A 17,901-nucleotide genomic window follows, 5' to 3' on the forward strand; every position below is an offset into this window, starting at 1 on the left:
TATGAAAGTGATATCTAAGAAAATTGCCTTGTTTTTAGCAATATGTTTGCTCAATCAGGCTTTCTTCCCTGCGGTAGCTCTGGCTCTCACTAGTGGGCCGACCCAACCTGAATTTCAGGGGTTCCAGCAGTCTGGGACATCTAATATGGTTGACCTATTTACGGGAGATTTCAAACACAACATTCCGTTGCTGGAAATTGGGGGTTACCCAATCAATCTGGCTTACCAATCTAACCCAGGCATGGATGATGAAGCTAGCTGGGTGGGTTTAGGCTGGAATCTCACTCCAGGTATGATAAACAGGAACGTTAGAGGTATCGCCGATGATGCTAATGGCGACAACATAAGGGTAGAAAACAGTATCGCTCCGGAGACAACCCTTGGGGTGACTACGGGCTTGTCCGTTGAGTTATTCGGTAAGAAAATAAATAAACTCAAACTTTCGCGGCGTCAGAAGAAAAAGGCTGGTAAGCTTGGGCTGCAATTAGGAGCCTCGGTAGGTATGACTTACAACTCGCGCAGAGGATATGAAATGAAATTAGGTTTGAGGCCGAGTATGGCAATCAGTTCAGATGCGGAAACATTTAGCGCTGGTTTAGGCTTGGATTACGCACCGTCTTCGGGGCTCAGCCTATCAGCTAACACCGGTTTGGCGAGTCACAATAAGCAAAATCTCTCAACTACTCAAAATATCAGTGCCGGATTCAATTCACGCCAAGGTCTTACGGCATTCAATTATCAGGTCGGGGTTGCGAACTATGGTCCGATTCAATTTAATGGCATCAACAACTTTAGCTATACGCCCACGTCGCCACTACCAATGGCATCCACTTCGTTTCTCTTTCACCTGACCGCAGGGCTTGAGCTATTTGGAGGGCACCCCAACCTCACCGTTGATGGATACTACAGTCGCCAGCGGCTAGCCTACAAGAGCGCTTCCCAACCTGGCTATGGTTACCTGTATTTACAAAATGCTGAAAGCGACCTAGATATTCTCGATTATAATACTGAATTGAATGGCCAGGTAAAGGTCAAATCCCCCCATATGCCAATTGCCTACGGTACGCCAGATATATTTTCTGCAGTGGCACATGGTATCGGTGGCCAATTTTCGGTAAAGCGTAATGATCTTGGTCAATTTCGTCCGGGACGTTCGCGTAACGGCTCAACCTCCGCTGAGTTAGGTCTGGAGCTTGGCGCCGGCCTGTTTGCTCACTTTGGTGGCGATATTACGGTGACGGGTGTAGAAGTGACCAAAGGAGATTGGGAGCATAATGAGGCTAAACCATTCATGCGATTTACTGAGGGCAGCGGCGTATACGAGGCCAGTTACCTATCCATGGATAGCGAATTGAATCACGATGAGAATGACTATACTCTTGGTCTCAACCAGGATAAACCGGCCTTGCTCAACGTAAAGAAATCTGGAAATCGAGTCGTTGCAAAAAATGCTTTCCTGAAGCAGTCAGATAACGGTCGCTTTACTACCGCTCAGAACCTATCATCTAATGTCAATAACGCCACTGGCACCAGAAAGAAGCGTACGCAAGCCATTAACTACCTTACGGCGGCGGATGCAAATGCTGTGGGCCTCGATCGCAAGATCAAAAGCTACCCGAAGAATACACGGACTTATTCAACGTGTAACGTTGGCAACGTCCAGAAGCTAGAAAGAATTGATGGAGCCAGGAAGGCACATCATATTTCTGAAATCAACATTACGCAACCATCAGGCCAACGCTACGTATTCGGCCATCCAGTGTACAACACGAAGCAACGCGAAGTCAGCTTTAGCGTAGATACCGAACGGTTTCTTCCTGGGACAAAATCCCCCACCAGTTCAAATTATGGATTGGTAAAGTACCAGGGCAACGATAACTCCACGCGCAACAATGTTGGTAAGGACAAGTACTTCAATGCCAAGGAAATGCCAGGTTACGCAAATGCGTATCTGCTGAGTGCAATCCTATCGCCAGATTACATTGATAGAACCGGAGATGGTATTTCGGATGATGACAATGGCGATGCCGTGAAGTTTAATTACACCAGGAGCGACGCTTCCTTCAAATGGAGAAGCCCATTTCTTCAGAATACCGCCCGTTACCACGAGAACCTAATTTCTTTAAATGCTGACGATAAGGCCAGCTACCTCTACGGCGAAAAGGAACTGTGGTACGCGCATTCCATTGAGAGCAGAAATATGGTCGCTTTCTTTCACACAGAAGATCGTCAGGATGCTCGCGGCGTAGCAGGAGAAAATGGAGGCCTTAATAACAGTGAGGTATCACAACGGCTTCAAAAGATCGAACTCTTCACAAAGGCCGAATTACGAGCAAGTGAGACAATCGGAAGAGAGCCAGTGCCAATCAAAACGGTTCATTTTGAATATGACTACAGTCTTTGTCCGGGTATTCCTAATACCAGCCAACCCGGTAGCGGAAAATTAACTTTGAAAAAGGTTTACTTTACTTACGGTAAAAGTTTACAGGGTGCATTCAACAAGTACGAGTTCGAATACAACGATGCATTCAACTTTCCTTACAACGGCGGTCAGTACAACCGCTGGGGAACACGGCAAGTAAACCCTACCACGGGCACTCAATACCCTGCCAATCACCTGTACCCCTACGTCCTTCAGGGTGACGCCGGTAACCTCACTCAAGCCAACACTCAGGCGTGGAATCTTACTAAGATCACGAACCCAAGCGGCGGAGAAATTACGATCACTTACGAGTCCGACGATTACGCATACGTTCAGGATGCACGTGCCGGTCAAATGTTTCCTATTGTAGGTTTCGCAAAGACTGGCGATCCGATCGGCCCCGGTGCCGCGAATCTCTATACCTCTCCTTCTGACCTGATGGACCGCGTCGTCGTCAAAGTTCCCCAAGGGTACACGCAGAATGACATCGGAAAAGCCTTTCTCGAGAACGTAGATAAAATTTACTTCGACTGCAAAGTAGATCTGAATAAACGAGGGCAAGATGAACGCGTCAAAGGTTACATGACGTACGATAAATCTGGCGGCCGTACCGCTCAGATCCAGGGCAACTACTTGTCCATACCCATTAAACTACTCGATACCAAGAGAAACGGACAGAAGGTGAACCCTATCACCTTTGCGGCGCTGCAGGTAATGCGGTCCTACCGGCCGGAACTCGCCTACCCTGGTATCCAGTCAGATGATGAAATGACGGAAGGAGCGCTTAAAGCCGCCCTACAATCGTTGGCGGGTCTAGGTCAGGAAATCGGAAATCTCATTCGCGGGTTTGAAAAAAACTCCATGAAAAAGGGTTGGGGTAAGGAAGTCGCGGTAACAAACAATGAATCGTGGTTAAGACTCTGCAATCCTGATTACAAGAAACTAGGCGGCGGTAGTCGTGTCAAAGAAATTAAGATCTCTGACAAATGGGCCGATCAGGTCGGCGTCGACGCTGTCTACGGTCAACGTTACACCTACACTACTACTAAGGTGGTCAATGGCGAAGAAATCACAATCAGTAGTGGCGTGGCTTCCTTCGAACCAGCCAACGGAGGTGAAGAAAACCTGATGCGACAACCGCTGGAATACGAAGACCACCAGGCGCTTGCACCGAAAAGCTTGCACTATAGTGAAACACCCATCGGAGAGTCACTCTTTCCTTCGCCCAGTGTAGGGTACAGTGAGGTCAAAGTGGAAGATATTGCTAACGATGGAGATTTAAGATCGCACACTGGTTACAAAAAGCACTTCTTCTACACGGCTAAAGACTTCCCGACCATCGTAAGGAACACGACGCCAAAATCAGTGCGCGTCAAGCCTAATCCGCTACTCAAATTCCTTAAAATAAACGTCGTCGACGCAATGGGAATGTCTCAGGGCTTCAGCGTGGAAACGAATAACATGCATGGCCAGGTAAAAGGCATGGCCAGTCACGACAGAAACGGAGGCTTGCTGAGCTCTTCAACCTACCACTACCGTACAAAAGCTAATGGGCAACTCGAGAGTAACGTCTCGACGGTAGATGCCTCGGGTACTATCAATGACCGCGAAATCGGTGTGACGACCAAAGTATGGCAAGAACTCTTTGAAGAAAAGAGTGATACCAAAACCGGAGGATTAGCATTGAATGGAGATGCATTCCCTATCGTCATCTTCCCAGCCTTAGTCATTGCCCCGTGGCCGAAAATCCAAACTCAAAAGAAGAAGTTCGCGGGCGCGGTAACTACTAAACTAATTCACCGCCAGGGAATGATCGATCGGGTGACCGTAACAGAAAATGGTTCCTCAATTACCAGTTCAAATACCCTGTACGATGATTACACCGGAGAGGTGCTCCTGTCCACTACCGAAAACGAGTTTGGTGACCCAGTCTATAATTTCTCCTACCCAGCCCACTGGGCGTACGAAGGAATGGGCAGCGCCTCACAGAATATTGGCGCGTTCCTGAAGAACGTTACGCTAAATGAAGGCACGGTAACTGGCACCTCCTCGACGCTGGTAAATAAGGTCCTAGAACCCGGAGATGAACTGCTGGCCGTGAATAGTTCCGATGGTGGGTATGCCGTCCGGTATTTCACAGCCGAGGTAGAAGGCGCCCTTAAAATTATTGACGCATCCGGTGAAGTCGTCGATCGCCCCGCCGTTGACCTTAAGGTCATTAGATCGGGATTCCGCAATATGCTAACCACTACCGTTGGTAACGTTCAAACACTGGAATCGCCAATCGTAGGCAATTCTGTTCGGATTGATCCAGCAAGCCCCGTGATCAACGCTAGCGCCATGACGTATGGCGATACCTGGACAATCCCTTGCGGGGCAAACCAGGAAATTTGTGGGGAAGAAGAATTTATCCCCGAGCAAATCAATCCATACATAGAAGGCATGCTCGGCAATTGGCGCCCCGAGAAAACGTACGCGCTACTCAACCAGCGTACACCAGAAATTATCAACGGCAGCCCGCGAATTCGTACCAGTGGATCTTTGGTTGACTTCGCTCCGGCGTGGGTTTGGAGTGGTAATAATTTGGCTTTCAATCAGAATGGATGGTACAACGGAGGGTGGAGGCAAGCTTCAACGGCTACGCTGTTTGACACCCGGGGCAACCAGCTAGAACAGTTCGATGCACTCAATATCTATTCCTCTGCGCTGTTCGGTTATAACGGAACCTTAGCCACGGCCGTCGCCGCCAACTCGAAGTACGAAGAAATATTCTTTGATGGCTTTGAGGATTACGACTTCTCCTCTGACTGTGGAGCCGCCGCCCGGCTTCCAAAGAATATGAAACTATTCGTGCCGGAAGAAGCCCCGGAAGGTGTCAACCTAACCCGTACGGAAGCTCATACCGGAAAGTACAGTATGGAGATCAATCCATTAGCGCGCCAGCAGGCGATCGTAAACCTAACCGATTGCCGGGGTATTGGTAAAGAACCGCAGGTATACGTATCTAACCCGGATACAGTATTTAAAACAACTTGTGAAAGTTGTCTGCCAATTCTCAATCCATCGCCGGATAAAGACTACTATCTGTCCGCGTGGGTTGCTACGGAGACTTCAAAAGCATCCAACGCACTTCCGCAGGATATCGGTATCAATGTTTTATTCGCCAACTCCGGCGTGGCGGTAGCCGGCGTTCCCACGGGCCCGGTAATTGAAGGCTGGCAGCGCATTGAAGCTCATTTCACCGCGCCGGCTTCAGCACCGCAAATGTTTATCTCCTTCGCTAACCGAGGAGACGAGAAAGCTTACGTCGATGACTTCCGGTTCCAACCACTGCTGGGCAGTATGAAGTCCTACGTATACGATCCCTTTAGTCTTCGCCTCATGGCAACGCTGGATGAAAATAACTACGCTACGTTCTATGAGTACGACGATGAAGGAAAAATGATCCGTCTCAAGCGAGAAACGGATAGCGGAATCCAAACCGTTCAGGAAGAAAGAACCGTTCTAAAGCGCGGCGCTAAATAAACTCAATTAAATCACTATCGACATGATTAGATCAATCTTATTGCTGGTATTTATGGTGTGTATAGCGGGCCAACCATTTGCACAGACCAGCACCGATGTAGCTTATCAGGATTACGGAAAAGTCCTCGCGGCGCTTTCGGATTTACAAGCTACCCAGTACACGGTAAACCTGGAGCTCTACGAAGGAATAAAAGAACAGGAACTTGTTGGGGAATCAGAATTTACCATCTGGAATGGAGTGAACGGTGAAGCCTTTTTCAGCTCTGCTGACGTCACCTATCTCGCAACGGATAATCGCGTTATTTTCATCAATCACGTCCAAAAACAAGTCCAGGCTTTTCATCCGGATAGCTTGGATTATGATCCCCCCGCCATCCTCGCGGAAGACTTACGGCCGATCATGGAAAAGCTTCGCTTATTTCCTCTTAGGTACAACCCCGGTGACGGCCAATCCGCCGTTTCGTTTTGTGCCCCGGGCCTCACCAATACGGTCATTAAAGTAGAATACGATCAGGCTACCTGGCTACCGTCAATCATGGCCACTACCATAGATCTATCCAACGCGCCGGATCTCTACTATGAATACGATCAGCACCACATCGTGGCTAAATACGGTAACTACGTAGCTCAGCCAGATATGCCAATAACGCCGGAAATGGTAGTCAAAACAAATGGTGAGTCACCTCGCCTCACCAGTGAGTTCGCCGAGTATAGCCTCGTCGACTAGCCACTTCGACCTTTTATTATTAGCTGCACCTCGCCCTTTTAGATACTCTACTATGAATCTGCTTAAGCGATTATTTCTCAGTCTCCTCTTTATTCTACCGGTTTTATTGACCGCGCAGGTTCGGCGCGATATCAAAAGTATCTCCGGTTATCCTCTGCAGGCAGGTATGTCGGAAGACGTTGTATGCGCTGATTACCTATCTCCAACGTTCCTTCAAGATATTGATACGTGGAGAGAAGCAGGAGCTACTTTAGCTTTCGAGATTGATGAAGAATCGCAGCAACCACGTCCTGACCAGCCAATCACCTACCTTTTGGATGTAGAGGTCGCACTTTGGGAAGCAACAACTTCACCCGGCGCCGCGCCCACCCGTATTCTGATGGAATCGCTGGAACTAGCCTACGATCCAGATCCCGCAGCTCGATCCACCTGGCGCGTGTTTCGAAAGTATCCGGATGCCTTTAAGATGGACTTCCGAGTGGTTAGTCTCACGGTAGCCGATCCCAGTACCTTCACGGGGCTGCATTTTCCCATGCGCCTTACCGGAGAAATCTTTGCCGACCTCGTTCCAAAGTTTAATCCAAATCTTATCTCCGAACCTAGCCACACGCTTAGTGCAGTTGGTAGCGAACAACGGCTTGAACTAAAGTGGGCCGCTATAAAGGGGATCAGCGAATTTGACCTCGAGTGGGTGTTTTTTGATGAGGTAAGCGAGATTGGCCAAAGAGTGTACGCTAACCAAACGGCCACTTCCGACTATAATTCTCTGTACGAGAATAACGCAACTAGGGTCACGGTAAATAAACTCAATCATAAAGTTGAATTACTCTATCCGAAAGGAGCCATCTTCTACCGTGTACGTACTGTTCATTACGATGCTCAGGGCCTGCGCCGCCACGGAAAATGGAGTTCTAACAGGCCCATCAATCTCGTACGTGGCGACGTAGTAAAAGTAAAGGGCCTCGAAAGCGAACTCAACTGGAGAGCGAGCACGACCTACATCGAGGGGGGGAAAAATCTTCCCAGCGTAGAATACTACGACGGTACGTTGCGTACCCGCCAGAAGGTAGCTATGTCCAATAAAATTGGCAGAGCCATCATCTCTCAGCCAGTCTACGATCGCCACGGGCGCCCCGCGATCAATGTGTTGCCAGCACCCACGGAAAACGTGTCGATGGCTTATGATCCTGAATTTGCCAGCGTGGATGAAGGAGCCTCCCACCGGCCATACCTGAGTCAGGATTTCGATGGTGACTGCAGTCTGGAGCCGAAACCGATGAGTGAGGCTACTGGCGCCGCCCGCTATTTTTCACCTACCAATCCTCGCAAGAATGAAGGCAATAACGCCTATCTACCCCAAGCGGAAGGCTACCCCTACTCCGTCACCGAATGGACGGCCGATGAGTCGGGCAGGATCCGCCGGCAGAGTGGCGTGGGTAAAACCTTCAAATTTGGGGGAGAGCACGATACCCAGTACTTCTACGGTAAACCTAATCAGGCCGAACTCGATCGCCTATTTGGCAACGACGTAGGGGATGCTCACCATTACCTGAAGAACACGAGCATTGACGCCAACGGCCAAATTCGCGTAGCCTACGTCGATGCAAAGGGCCGGGAAATAGCTACCGCGCTTGCCGGTGACGCGCCGGATAACGTTGCTCAGCTCGATCAAGGCTTCAACGCTACCGTCAAGGAATCTACGGTCAGTGTATTGAATAACCAACGTCAGGATGCACTCCTGGAATCAACCGAAAAAATAGTTGTTACTAACGCTGGTACGCATACGTTCAATTATTCCCTTACCCCGGGGACGAGCGGCGCACCCTGCGATGATGACGATTTATGCTACACCTGTGCGTACGACGTCACCATCCGTATTACGGCCACGAATTGCAGCGCCGGCAATGGAATTTTGGCAGAACAAACCGCTCGTAATATTGAATTAGCGGATTTTTTACCCGGGTGCTCCGGTAGTACCCCCTCTACCGATTTGAATTTTTCGGAAGTGCTCACGGTCGGTGAGTACACCATCACGAAAACACTTCGCGTATCCGAAGACCTCAAGGTAGCTGCAGCCGATGATTTTATCTCTAAAACCAACTGCCTGCCCTCCCTCGAAGAATTAACGAACGACCTGTTCATGGAAATGGATACGTCTGGTTGTGACCAAACCTGCGAAGAATGTGTCCTCTCCCTCGGGAGCGAAACTTCATTCGTCGATGAACTGAAAAGTCAGTTCATCGCTGGAGGGATGAGTGACGCTGAGGCCACTTCCGCCGCTCAGGCTGCCTATCAGGCAACCGTCGAGGAATGTATGGCCCCCTGCTACCTGGCAACGGAATGTGACGCCATCCGTATCTCCATGGAAAACGACGTCTCCCCCGGCGGGCAGTATGCGCTGTACGAATATGATCCGGAAACTGGGATGCTTGGTAGCAACGACCCTACTTCCATCTTTTACGATAACGTTTATAAGAAGAATAAATTCGTATATTTGGACGCAGACGGTATTCCTGACAGGGTCCGCAATGAAGCGGGTGCAATGGTCAGCCCGAATGACTTACCAATTGACATGTTTTTGGCTAACTGGAAAGCCAGCTGGACCAGCACCCTCATCGAGCACCACCACCCCGAATACTGTATTTACCAGGAATGGTGCCTTGATCAAAATAATCAGCAGGATAGCCAGTTCGACGCCGCCATGGAAGACGTCCTCGATTACGAAACGGCCCTCGCTGAAGGTATTATCGATGCAAACGGTAATATTATTAACAACCCATTTTTCGCGGAGGGCGGCGCCGGCTACGATTGCGTGAACTTGCGCGATAGCCTTTTGGCCAACATCGTGCCGGGCACTTCCGTAATTTCCTACGTTACTACCACGATCTACGGCCCCGAGGATGGCCCCTGTAATGTCGGCATTGGCGGTGGCACCGAAGGAGAAAATAACGCTGCCTGGGAATTATATGCTACCCTCTACCACAGTATCAAACAGGGGATTATTGCCAGAAAACGCGCTCAGCTGGACGACTGTAATCCAGTTGTCGAATGTATCGGCAATACTGAATTGACCGCCTGCAACGGTACTTCACCTAATCATTATGCCACCAAACAGCGCCGCGTTATTAACGTGGAAAGCCCGGATGGCCCCGTCGATCTTGATCAAATTCAGGCAGACTTCGAAGCCGATGAAGCCATCTTCATCGCTGATTGCCAGGCTAGCTGCGAAACGAGCGCCGATGCCTGGTTGTGGCAACTGGGAGAGTGTATTCCAGTAGATAAAAGAGACGAAATTCGCGCCGGCCTCATCCAGGTGTGCCAGTCGGGTTGTGACATCCAGCACCCTAACGGCTCCTCAACCACCCCAATGGGCCAACCGACTGCCTTGGGCGACACCAGCTTCGATGACGTAGTCGCTCGGGTTATGAACGGTATGTCTCTGGACTGTGCCGAAGGCTGTTCCGTGTATAACCTAACGGAGCCCCGCCCCTACGAAACCCCTGCTTACGCCGGTGGCCGCACCGTGCAAACCCTCGCCAATACCTGTGCCTGCGACCAGATCAACAATCTGGAAGCGGATTACCAGGCTAACCCTGAAACCTTCGAAACTTTCGAGGATTACCTCGCCCAGTTCGGTGGGCCAACACTCGTTCAGGAAGAGATCGATGAAATTAAAGCCTCCTGCAACGCCGGTACCACCAACGAATTACTTACGGAGGGCATTTCTCTGCCCTTTTATCTCGATTGCAATGTCTGCCAGGATTGCGATCAGATCAATCAACTTAAAAGCACTTTCGACGCCAACGAAGCCTGCGATGAATCCAGCCCATTCTACTACGATCTATTGGCTAAATACATCAACCGTGCCCTCGGCTTCTCCCGCTCTGACGAAGATTATCGGTTATTCCTGGATTCCTGTCCGGGCGCTGGCGCGGGTGCCGGGAACGGGGCAAGCAATATAATCTGCCCCCTTCCGGTAAATGAAGAAGACTTGGATGCATTGACCTGCGTCGGGGCGCTTAAGGAACAAGCAGCAACCGGAGCCGCTAACCTGCGGCGACAACTGGCCGCCGAACTCCGCCGTGAGTTCAACAGTAAGTACGTGATGGATTGCCTGGATAACGGCCAGGAAACGTTCACCGCTACCTCTTTAAGCCAGGAGTATTACTATACCCTTTATTACTACGATCAGGCGGGTAATCTAGCGCGTACCGTTCCCCCAAAAGGGGTCGATTTACTCACGGACGCTGAAGTTGCGGCGGCGGCGGCTCACCGAAGCAATGGCACAAGTCCCGCTACCTACCCGGATCACAGCTACGCAACGGACTACACCTATAACGCCCTGAATAAAGTCGTCAAGACAAAAAGCCCCGATGCCGACGTTAAGTACGCTTGGTTCGATGAGATTGGCCGGATCGTCCTTACCCAGGAGGGCCGCCAGCGAGACGGGTCCGCGGAAGATGGCGCCAACTTGTACAGCTACGTGGAGTACGACCCACTTAGCCGGCCAAAAGAAAGTGGGGAGCTGATAGCAACCGCTAAAGTCAGCCCCGACGGGAAACTGAGCCCATTGGATTGGTACAACCTCACCAACGGCCTCTCGGCTGACAAGCGGATCAATGTCACCAAAACCTACTACGACCTGGCGCCCGGGCAACTACCGGCCATGTCTGATGTGCGGGATCGAAACCTGCGTAACCGCGTTGCCATGACCAGTTGGGAAGCCGTGAACGACGATGATGATGACACATTTGCGTTCGCGTCCCACTATGCATACGACGCCGTAGGAAACGTATCGGTACTCATTCAGGACTACGCTGAACTGGCATCCATCGGCCAGCAGTATAAGCGAATGGATTACGAGTACGACTTTTTGAGTGGAAATATTAACGCACTGTTCTACCAAAAAGGCCAGGCCGATCAATTTAGCTACCGCTACCGCTACAATGAGAATAATGAGTTGACGGAAGTACTCACCAGCGTCATTTCCACCGACTACGCGGAGGATATGTTCTGGGAGCGGGACGCCGAATACAGCTACTATGATCACGGGGCACTCAGCCGTACCGTCCTGGGGCAACAGCGGGTTCAGGGTCTTGATTACGCCTATACGCTACAAGGGTGGCTTAAGGGCGTCAATGGCTCCGCACGTACCGGCCGCGACATGGGCGGCGATGGGTACGACAAAAACCCACTCGTCGCAAAAGATGCTATCGCCTATACCCTAGGTTACTACCAGGGTGACTACAAGCAGATCAACACCAACCCAGCGAAAGCCATCGAAATGGCTACGTACTGGCGGATGGAACTCGATGGTCCCAACCAGTACAATGGCAATATCCGCAACGTACAGTTAGATATCCAGGAGCTGGATCCAATCGCATACGTTTATCAGTACGATCAAATTGGTCGCTTGAAGGGCAACCGTGCCTACCTCGACCCTAACCTGGAAGCCTATACTTGGTCCGGCAGTGCCCAAACCCAAAGGTTCCGTGAGCTACTATCCTACGACCTCAACGGCAACATCACCAACCTTGCGCGCAGCAACCAAGATGGCAACTTCCAGGACTGGATGACCTATCGCTACGAGCAAGGGACCAACAAACTCCGGTACGTAGACGATTCAAGGCCCGCCGCCTCTTACCAAGGCGACTTCGACGACCAAGCCCCGGGCAACTACGCCTACGACGCCTCGGGCAACATGATCCAAGACGTCTCCAAAGGCATCTCTGACATCGAATACTACCCCACAGGCTTCGCCAAGCGATATGCGCTGGCAGCGGGGGCTAGTGTGAATTTGTCTTATGGGCCGGATGGTATGAAATGGGTGGAGCGTAAGACGAATAGTAAAGGAATAGTAAAAAATACGGTTTATGTGCGTGATGCTTTGGGTGCCGAGCTAGCCAGATATGAGTATTTAAATGAAAATGAATTTATTTGGAAGAGTCAATCTATAGTCGGGATAGAAGAGTTAGGTTCGTTTTATTTTGAGTCTGATTTAGTGTCTGTGATAGAGGAAAATAATAGCCAATATTATAAAAAAAGTTACTTTCTGTCTAATCAAGTAGGCTCAGTAATAGCAACTATTAGTGATCGAAAAAAGTTGATATCGAGTGCTTCTACAAGTTGTTCCGCGTATGTCAGGACGGCAAAAGATTTTTATAGCTTTGGCCATATTATTAATGAGAGGCATCACTCTGATGAATCATTTGATGATAAGTTCTCATTTGCTGGAAAAGAAATCAGTGACGTCACAAATTTGTATGATTTTGGAGCGCGTCATTATGATCCATCTATTGGTAAATGGAGTTCGATCGATCCTCTGGCAGACAGTTTTGCCCCACTGTCACCCTATAACTATAGCTTTAATAATCCCGTATTTTATATTGATCCGAGTGGAGAAAGTCCAATATCAATATTTGCCAAAGCCGTTGCTAAAGCGGGCCTAAGGCGAGCTGCAAAAGAAACAGTTGAAAGACTAATAAAGAATAGACTTAAAGCGTATATGTCTAAAGGTTGGGCGAAGCAACTCGGTCAAGATGCTTTAGACGCAATTGATCTGGCCACATCGCAGGCATGGTGGGAATACGTGATAGAGTTTGTACCTGTTGCGGGCGATGCTTACGGTGCAGCTAAATTAGGAGAACAAGGCTATGCGATTTATAAAATCACTCAGCGTTTTGAGGCTTTAGCGTCAAGTGCAAGTAAGATCGCTGGTAAGGCTTGGAAGAAACTCGGACTGAACTCAAGTCTTTCTGGAAAAGGCGCTGATATAATCGAACGCTACACTAAAAAATTCAACAATCAGGGAGATCATTTATCCGAAAGTGACCTAGTTGGGGCGACTAAGGATTTGTTTGGACGCGGTATTAAAAAATCAGATGGAACATATTGGGACCATATTGGAGAAGTCAGACAAGCTTTAGGCGGTATGGGCAAACAACTAGCCAAGCTAAGAAAGCAAATTGACTCTGGTGATTTTGATGGAGATTCTCTCGAAGCAGCGGAAAGTTTATATAAGGAAGTTCAAAAACGAAAAGATCAAGTTCAAAAAGTTCTTAAACAGGCGGAGCGGAAAGCTCGGAAATAACAATTCTATGAATAATATAACTTTATCAGAAAAGGCAGGCCTTCGTTGGCTAGGTGCCGCGCCTGCCGATAATGACTCTTACGTTCTTAAAAACTCTTTTAAGTTATACAATAAAGCTATTTCGGATCTTGATGTCGAAGACGTCAGGTTTTTAATAAGCCAAAGAATTGGCTTATTGATATCTGTTCCAATAGCTCTCGATTTTTTGGAAAAGAATATTTTAGCTGAAGGAGATTATTACGAAGGTGATTTATTAAAGGCCACTCTCAATATTCCAAAGAATTTTTGGTTGGAATCGCCATCATTAGCCCTAAGAATTACAAAAATTCTAAAGGAGAATAAAAATGTTTTGAATGAACTTATGGAAGGAGATGACATTGATCGCGAAATTGGGAAAAAGTGGATCGATATGATCTCATAGTTTCATGTAGGTGCCTTCAAAAAAGCCTCTATAGCTAAACTGAGAACCGCTGTTACGTTGCCTAATTTTCTCCGACGGTCTGCGCCTCGACACATCCGGAATAACCATCTACAAGCTTGCCGAACTAATTGTTAAGATTAACCGGGTAACGCTTAGTTAATATTTTCGACAACGATATTTCTATATCGCTGCATATTCCGATACCACTGACCCTACTCTTCCGGAGTACTGCCCACCCCTGTTGAGAGCCTGCGCTAAACAGTGATAACGAAGATAATTTACCTGACGCTTTTCTTGGACTCTTGCCCTCAAGTTCTATTCAACGGACTTCGGGTAACAGACGATCCAAGATGGCGTCGTCGATGGTGAGTTGGGCGATAACCCGTGCCATTTGCGGGCCTAGCGGGCTAACTTTAACGCGTTGTGGTGGGTGGCTGCTAAAATTGGGGTGTTGGTAGGTAGGCCTCTAATCGGTCACGTGAAGGCCAGCGAGAGAGAAACTGCTCCTTTTCTATTAAGAGCGAATGCTCTGCGGGAACACGTATCTTCGGGAACAACAAAAACAACACCGACCTACCCGTGGCCATCGACAACCCCAAAGTCATTGATTTCATTTCAACGAGCCAGGATGGAAAACGGGTGATTTTAACCATCAGTAATCATCTGGATTGGGAAGACGTGGAAAGTCATCTCAGATCATTACAGCGCAAACTTTACGCGTATCTAGTTTACGTGGAGTCTGGTGAACTCGGGGCTAGTGGTATGAAATTTCAGGGGCTACAAGTAGTCGTCAGCGTAAGGTGTAAATACCCTGTTCCTTCGATTGGCGAGGATTTCTACCGGGTAATCACTCCCTATTTTATGGAGCGTGAGGTGGTGTTGGAGTATAGAGACCAATAAGACATAAGGGCCTGGCCTAAATAAAATTATGATCCTCAATGAGAGCAATCGTCAGGTTTGAAGTCTATTTTGTCATCCTTTTATTGGCAACAACCTGCTCCAATGCACCCCAACACCTGGTAGTGGAAGACGCCTCCCTACTACTGCAAAAGGCCTCCGAAGTTGAAGAATCTGGTTGGGGAAACCCTAGTCTATTTCCCGACACCTTCAGCCTCCCTATCGACGGGGAAACGGTTGACTTCACCAAATACTCCACGTCCAACGGCGCCATCACTTGCATTGCTCCAAACAATTGGGCGTTAACGCATAAGGATAGTACCGGTTTTTTCTTCAACGCTCCGGCAGATAGCAGAGTAGCGTACTTTTCGATGTACGTAAACGACAAGGCATCGGCGATTTCAACGAGTGCGATGGGAGCGTATTTGCAGGATGTAGAATTCCCCAACGCCTACCCGGAAGGGAGCATCGAACGCTTCACCTTAGATGAAACCGATGCCGTGCTGCTGTACAGTAGCATCGGAGAAAACAAAGTCCAATACTACCTGATGGCAGACGCGGAAAACTACGTTCGTGTATTTACAATCACGGGCGTAGATGAGCTGGCATTTTACGAATTAGCTGCCTTCATTCTGAATTCCGTGACGGTAGAAGGAGAATTGGTCGTGAACCCTGATAGTGCCATCTCATCATCGATCAGGGTTGGGGTTGGGGTTGGGGATTGAGCTGGTTTGCCCACTTAGTGATTGAATCCTACCACATTGCTACTGTCTATGTAGATTATCTGACCCCGCCCATGTCTAATGCATCCAAACCGACCATCGCTCTATCCATCCTTGGAGGAACCATCGTTTTCTTCTGCGCACTGCACGCCCTAACCCAAAATCATACCGAGGGTCTTCTCGCGTGGTCCATAGCGGGCGTATTCGCGGCCATCTTCATTGGTGTAGCCCTATGGCTGAGCGGGCGCGAGGCTAAAGGTCCTCTCTACCTCTTTGTGGTAGGAACCGCCATTAGTTTCCTGATTATGGTTAACATCGAGGACAAAGATTCTATTTTTCAGGGCAAGATCCTTCAAGAGGTCAACGTAGCGGATCCCTCTTCAAAACTTACTATACCTCTCTTGAACTGGTTTGGGACACGGGATGTTTTTAAAGGGCTATGTCGCTAATACTAACCAAGGATGAACTCGAAGCACTTCAGCTGGAACAAAACACAGCTGGGCTTTCAAAGCGGCGTTACCGCAAAGTAACGGTACTCATCATGCTGCACCAAGGCCATTCGGTTAAGACAATTGAGGCGGCACTGGGTATTGATGATAATACGATCTATCGTTACCATCGCGCCTATTACAAAGCCGGTCTGTCCGACTTTCTGGACGATAGCTATGTGGCTTACACCGGTCGGTTAACTGAGAAGCAAGAAGAAGCCTTAGCTAAGCATCTGGATGATTACCTATACCCTGATGCAAAATCCATTGCCGCCTACGTCCTCGAGCGCTTTGGGGTAGACTACAGCGTTGGCGGTATGACCGATTTGTTGCACCGACTTGGGTTCGTGTTCAAGAAGAGTAAGTCCGTGCCGGCTAAGGCTGACGAAGAAGCACAGTGTGCCTTCGTTGAGGAAGCACTACCCGCGCTTTTAGAAGAGGTAGCCACCGGTGATGCAGTTGTTTACTATGCTGATGGCTGTCATCCTACTCACAATACAAAGACGAGTCGCGGCTGGATACGCAAAGGGGAAGATTTCGAAGTGGATTGCAACAATGGTCGACAGCGAGTGAATATTAATGCGGCCGTCAATGCGCTCAAGCCGGAACATTTGGTATACGAGATTGCTGACACCATCAATGCTCAGTCTACTCAGCGTTTATGCCGCCAGTTACTACGCAAACATCCGGGCAAAAAGATCTACTTCATTTGTGACAACGCTCGCTACAATCGCAACAAGATGCTAACGGAGTGGGCGGATAGCCAACGGATCGACTTCGTTTATCTACCAACCTATTCGCCTAACCTGAACCTAATCGAGCGCCTGTGGCACTTTATGCGGGTTAAGATATTGAACTCAACTTATTACGAGAAGTCTAGTGAATTTAAATCGGCCATCGTTTCATTTCTGGGTGGGATAAAATTGTATAAGGAAGAATTACGTAGCCTACTGACTTTAAACTTCAGGACAGTAGGAGGCACTTCCGTGCATTTGTCCCAAACCTCTTCGTGATGCGTATATGACTTTTGACCAAGATTCCGTAATTCTTGAATCTCCCGCAGATGGAGTAGGAACACTTGGATACACCGACGATGAAGGAACTCTGGTGCTCACCAATAGCGACGGGTTCAAAATGATGCAAATGGATTACTACCTCGAAGCAGACACGGCAACCCTCTTCAGCAGGGGTGATACAATGAAATTTTTGATTACGACAGCATCAGGTGAATGATTGGGACCTTGAGGCGGTAAGGGTGATTTAGCAGAACTTTCTACATAACTAACCTGAAGATTGGGAGGGACTTCAGAGGCTAGATTTTAGACGGCAGATCTCAAGGCCGTGGTATTCACCCGTCCCTTAATCGTGGTAGTGATTTCTCGGCAGAAAGGCTTGAGGGACGTTAGACGCTAGATTTTAAATCTTAGACGGCAGCATGTCTAATTTTCCGGTGATTATCCGTCCCTTGCTGGTGGTAGTAAAATTTCTTCGGATTAGCGTTAAGAACGCTGCACTGTTCGAGCTAAAACAGAATTGAACTGTGCCTTCTATTTAGTGCAAACAATTGGCGCTGCCTGAAAAACAAATTTTATAGCGAGTTGGCAGCGTT

9 protein-coding genes are annotated in these 17,901 nt (G+C 48.8%); all 9 read left to right on the forward strand.

Annotated elements, in window-relative coordinates:
• The first annotated feature begins 1 nt into the window (after position 1).
• Positions 2–5,947, forward strand: coding sequence for a hypothetical protein (locus A3850_RS07090; protein ID WP_157500958.1), 5,946 nt, complete (start codon positions 2–4; stop codon positions 5,945–5,947).
• A gap of 22 nt (positions 5,948–5,969) precedes the next feature.
• A complete protein-coding gene (locus A3850_RS07095) occupies positions 5,970–6,674 on the forward strand; it encodes a hypothetical protein (protein WP_157500960.1) in 705 nt (234 codons plus the stop codon).
• 52 nt (positions 6,675–6,726) lie between these two features.
• Complete coding sequence (locus A3850_RS07100) at positions 6,727–13,764, forward strand: RHS repeat-associated core domain-containing protein (protein ID WP_197494005.1); 7,038 nt, start codon at positions 6,727–6,729, stop codon at positions 13,762–13,764.
• A 7-nt stretch (positions 13,765–13,771) separates the two neighbouring features.
• Positions 13,772–14,185, forward strand: coding sequence for a contact-dependent growth inhibition system immunity protein (locus A3850_RS07105; RefSeq protein WP_068215171.1), 414 nt, complete (start codon positions 13,772–13,774; stop codon positions 14,183–14,185).
• A 579-nt stretch (positions 14,186–14,764) separates the two neighbouring features.
• Positions 14,765–15,085 (forward strand): DUF6572 domain-containing protein, encoded by a 321-nt coding sequence (locus A3850_RS07110; protein ID WP_068215172.1) that lies wholly within the window; start codon positions 14,765–14,767, stop codon positions 15,083–15,085.
• A 38-nt stretch (positions 15,086–15,123) separates the two neighbouring features.
• Complete coding sequence (locus A3850_RS07115) at positions 15,124–15,807, forward strand: hypothetical protein (protein ID WP_157500962.1); 684 nt, start codon at positions 15,124–15,126, stop codon at positions 15,805–15,807.
• Positions 15,808–15,878: 71 nt separating this feature from the next.
• A complete protein-coding gene (locus A3850_RS07120) occupies positions 15,879–16,253 on the forward strand; it encodes a hypothetical protein (RefSeq protein WP_068215174.1) in 375 nt (124 codons plus the stop codon).
• Positions 16,244–17,305 (forward strand): IS630 family transposase, encoded by a 1,062-nt coding sequence (locus A3850_RS07125; RefSeq protein WP_068215175.1) that lies wholly within the window; start codon positions 16,244–16,246, stop codon positions 17,303–17,305. The genes A3850_RS07120 and A3850_RS07125 overlap by 10 nt, the downstream gene beginning before the upstream one ends.
• A 7-nt stretch (positions 17,306–17,312) precedes the next feature.
• Positions 17,313–17,525, forward strand: a complete 213-nt coding sequence (locus tag A3850_RS07130) for a hypothetical protein (protein ID WP_068215176.1) — start codon at positions 17,313–17,315, stop codon at positions 17,523–17,525.
• The last annotated feature ends 376 nt before the right edge of the window (positions 17,526–17,901 follow it).

Source organism: Lewinella sp. 4G2 (assembly GCF_001625015.1).
In the GTDB taxonomy this organism is placed as follows: domain Bacteria; phylum Bacteroidota; class Bacteroidia; order Chitinophagales; family Saprospiraceae; genus Neolewinella.

Coding starts and splice junctions, on each gene's coding strand:
- A3850_RS07095 (WP_157500960.1), top strand. CDS start 5,970: ATGATTAGATCAATCTTATTGCTGGTATTTATGGTGTGTATAGCGGGC.
- A3850_RS07100 (WP_197494005.1), top strand. CDS start 6,727: ATGAATCTGCTTAAGCGATTATTTCTCAGTCTCCTCTTTATTCTACCG.
- A3850_RS07120 (WP_068215174.1), top strand. CDS start 15,879: ATGTCTAATGCATCCAAACCGACCATCGCTCTATCCATCCTTGGAGGA.
- A3850_RS07130 (WP_068215176.1), top strand. CDS start 17,313: ATGACTTTTGACCAAGATTCCGTAATTCTTGAATCTCCCGCAGATGGA.
- A3850_RS07125 (WP_068215175.1), top strand. CDS start 16,244: ATGTCGCTAATACTAACCAAGGATGAACTCGAAGCACTTCAGCTGGAA.
- A3850_RS07115 (WP_157500962.1), top strand. CDS start 15,124: ATGAGAGCAATCGTCAGGTTTGAAGTCTATTTTGTCATCCTTTTATTG.
- A3850_RS07090 (WP_157500958.1), top strand. CDS start 2: ATGAAAGTGATATCTAAGAAAATTGCCTTGTTTTTAGCAATATGTTTG.
- A3850_RS07105 (WP_068215171.1), top strand. CDS start 13,772: ATGAATAATATAACTTTATCAGAAAAGGCAGGCCTTCGTTGGCTAGGT.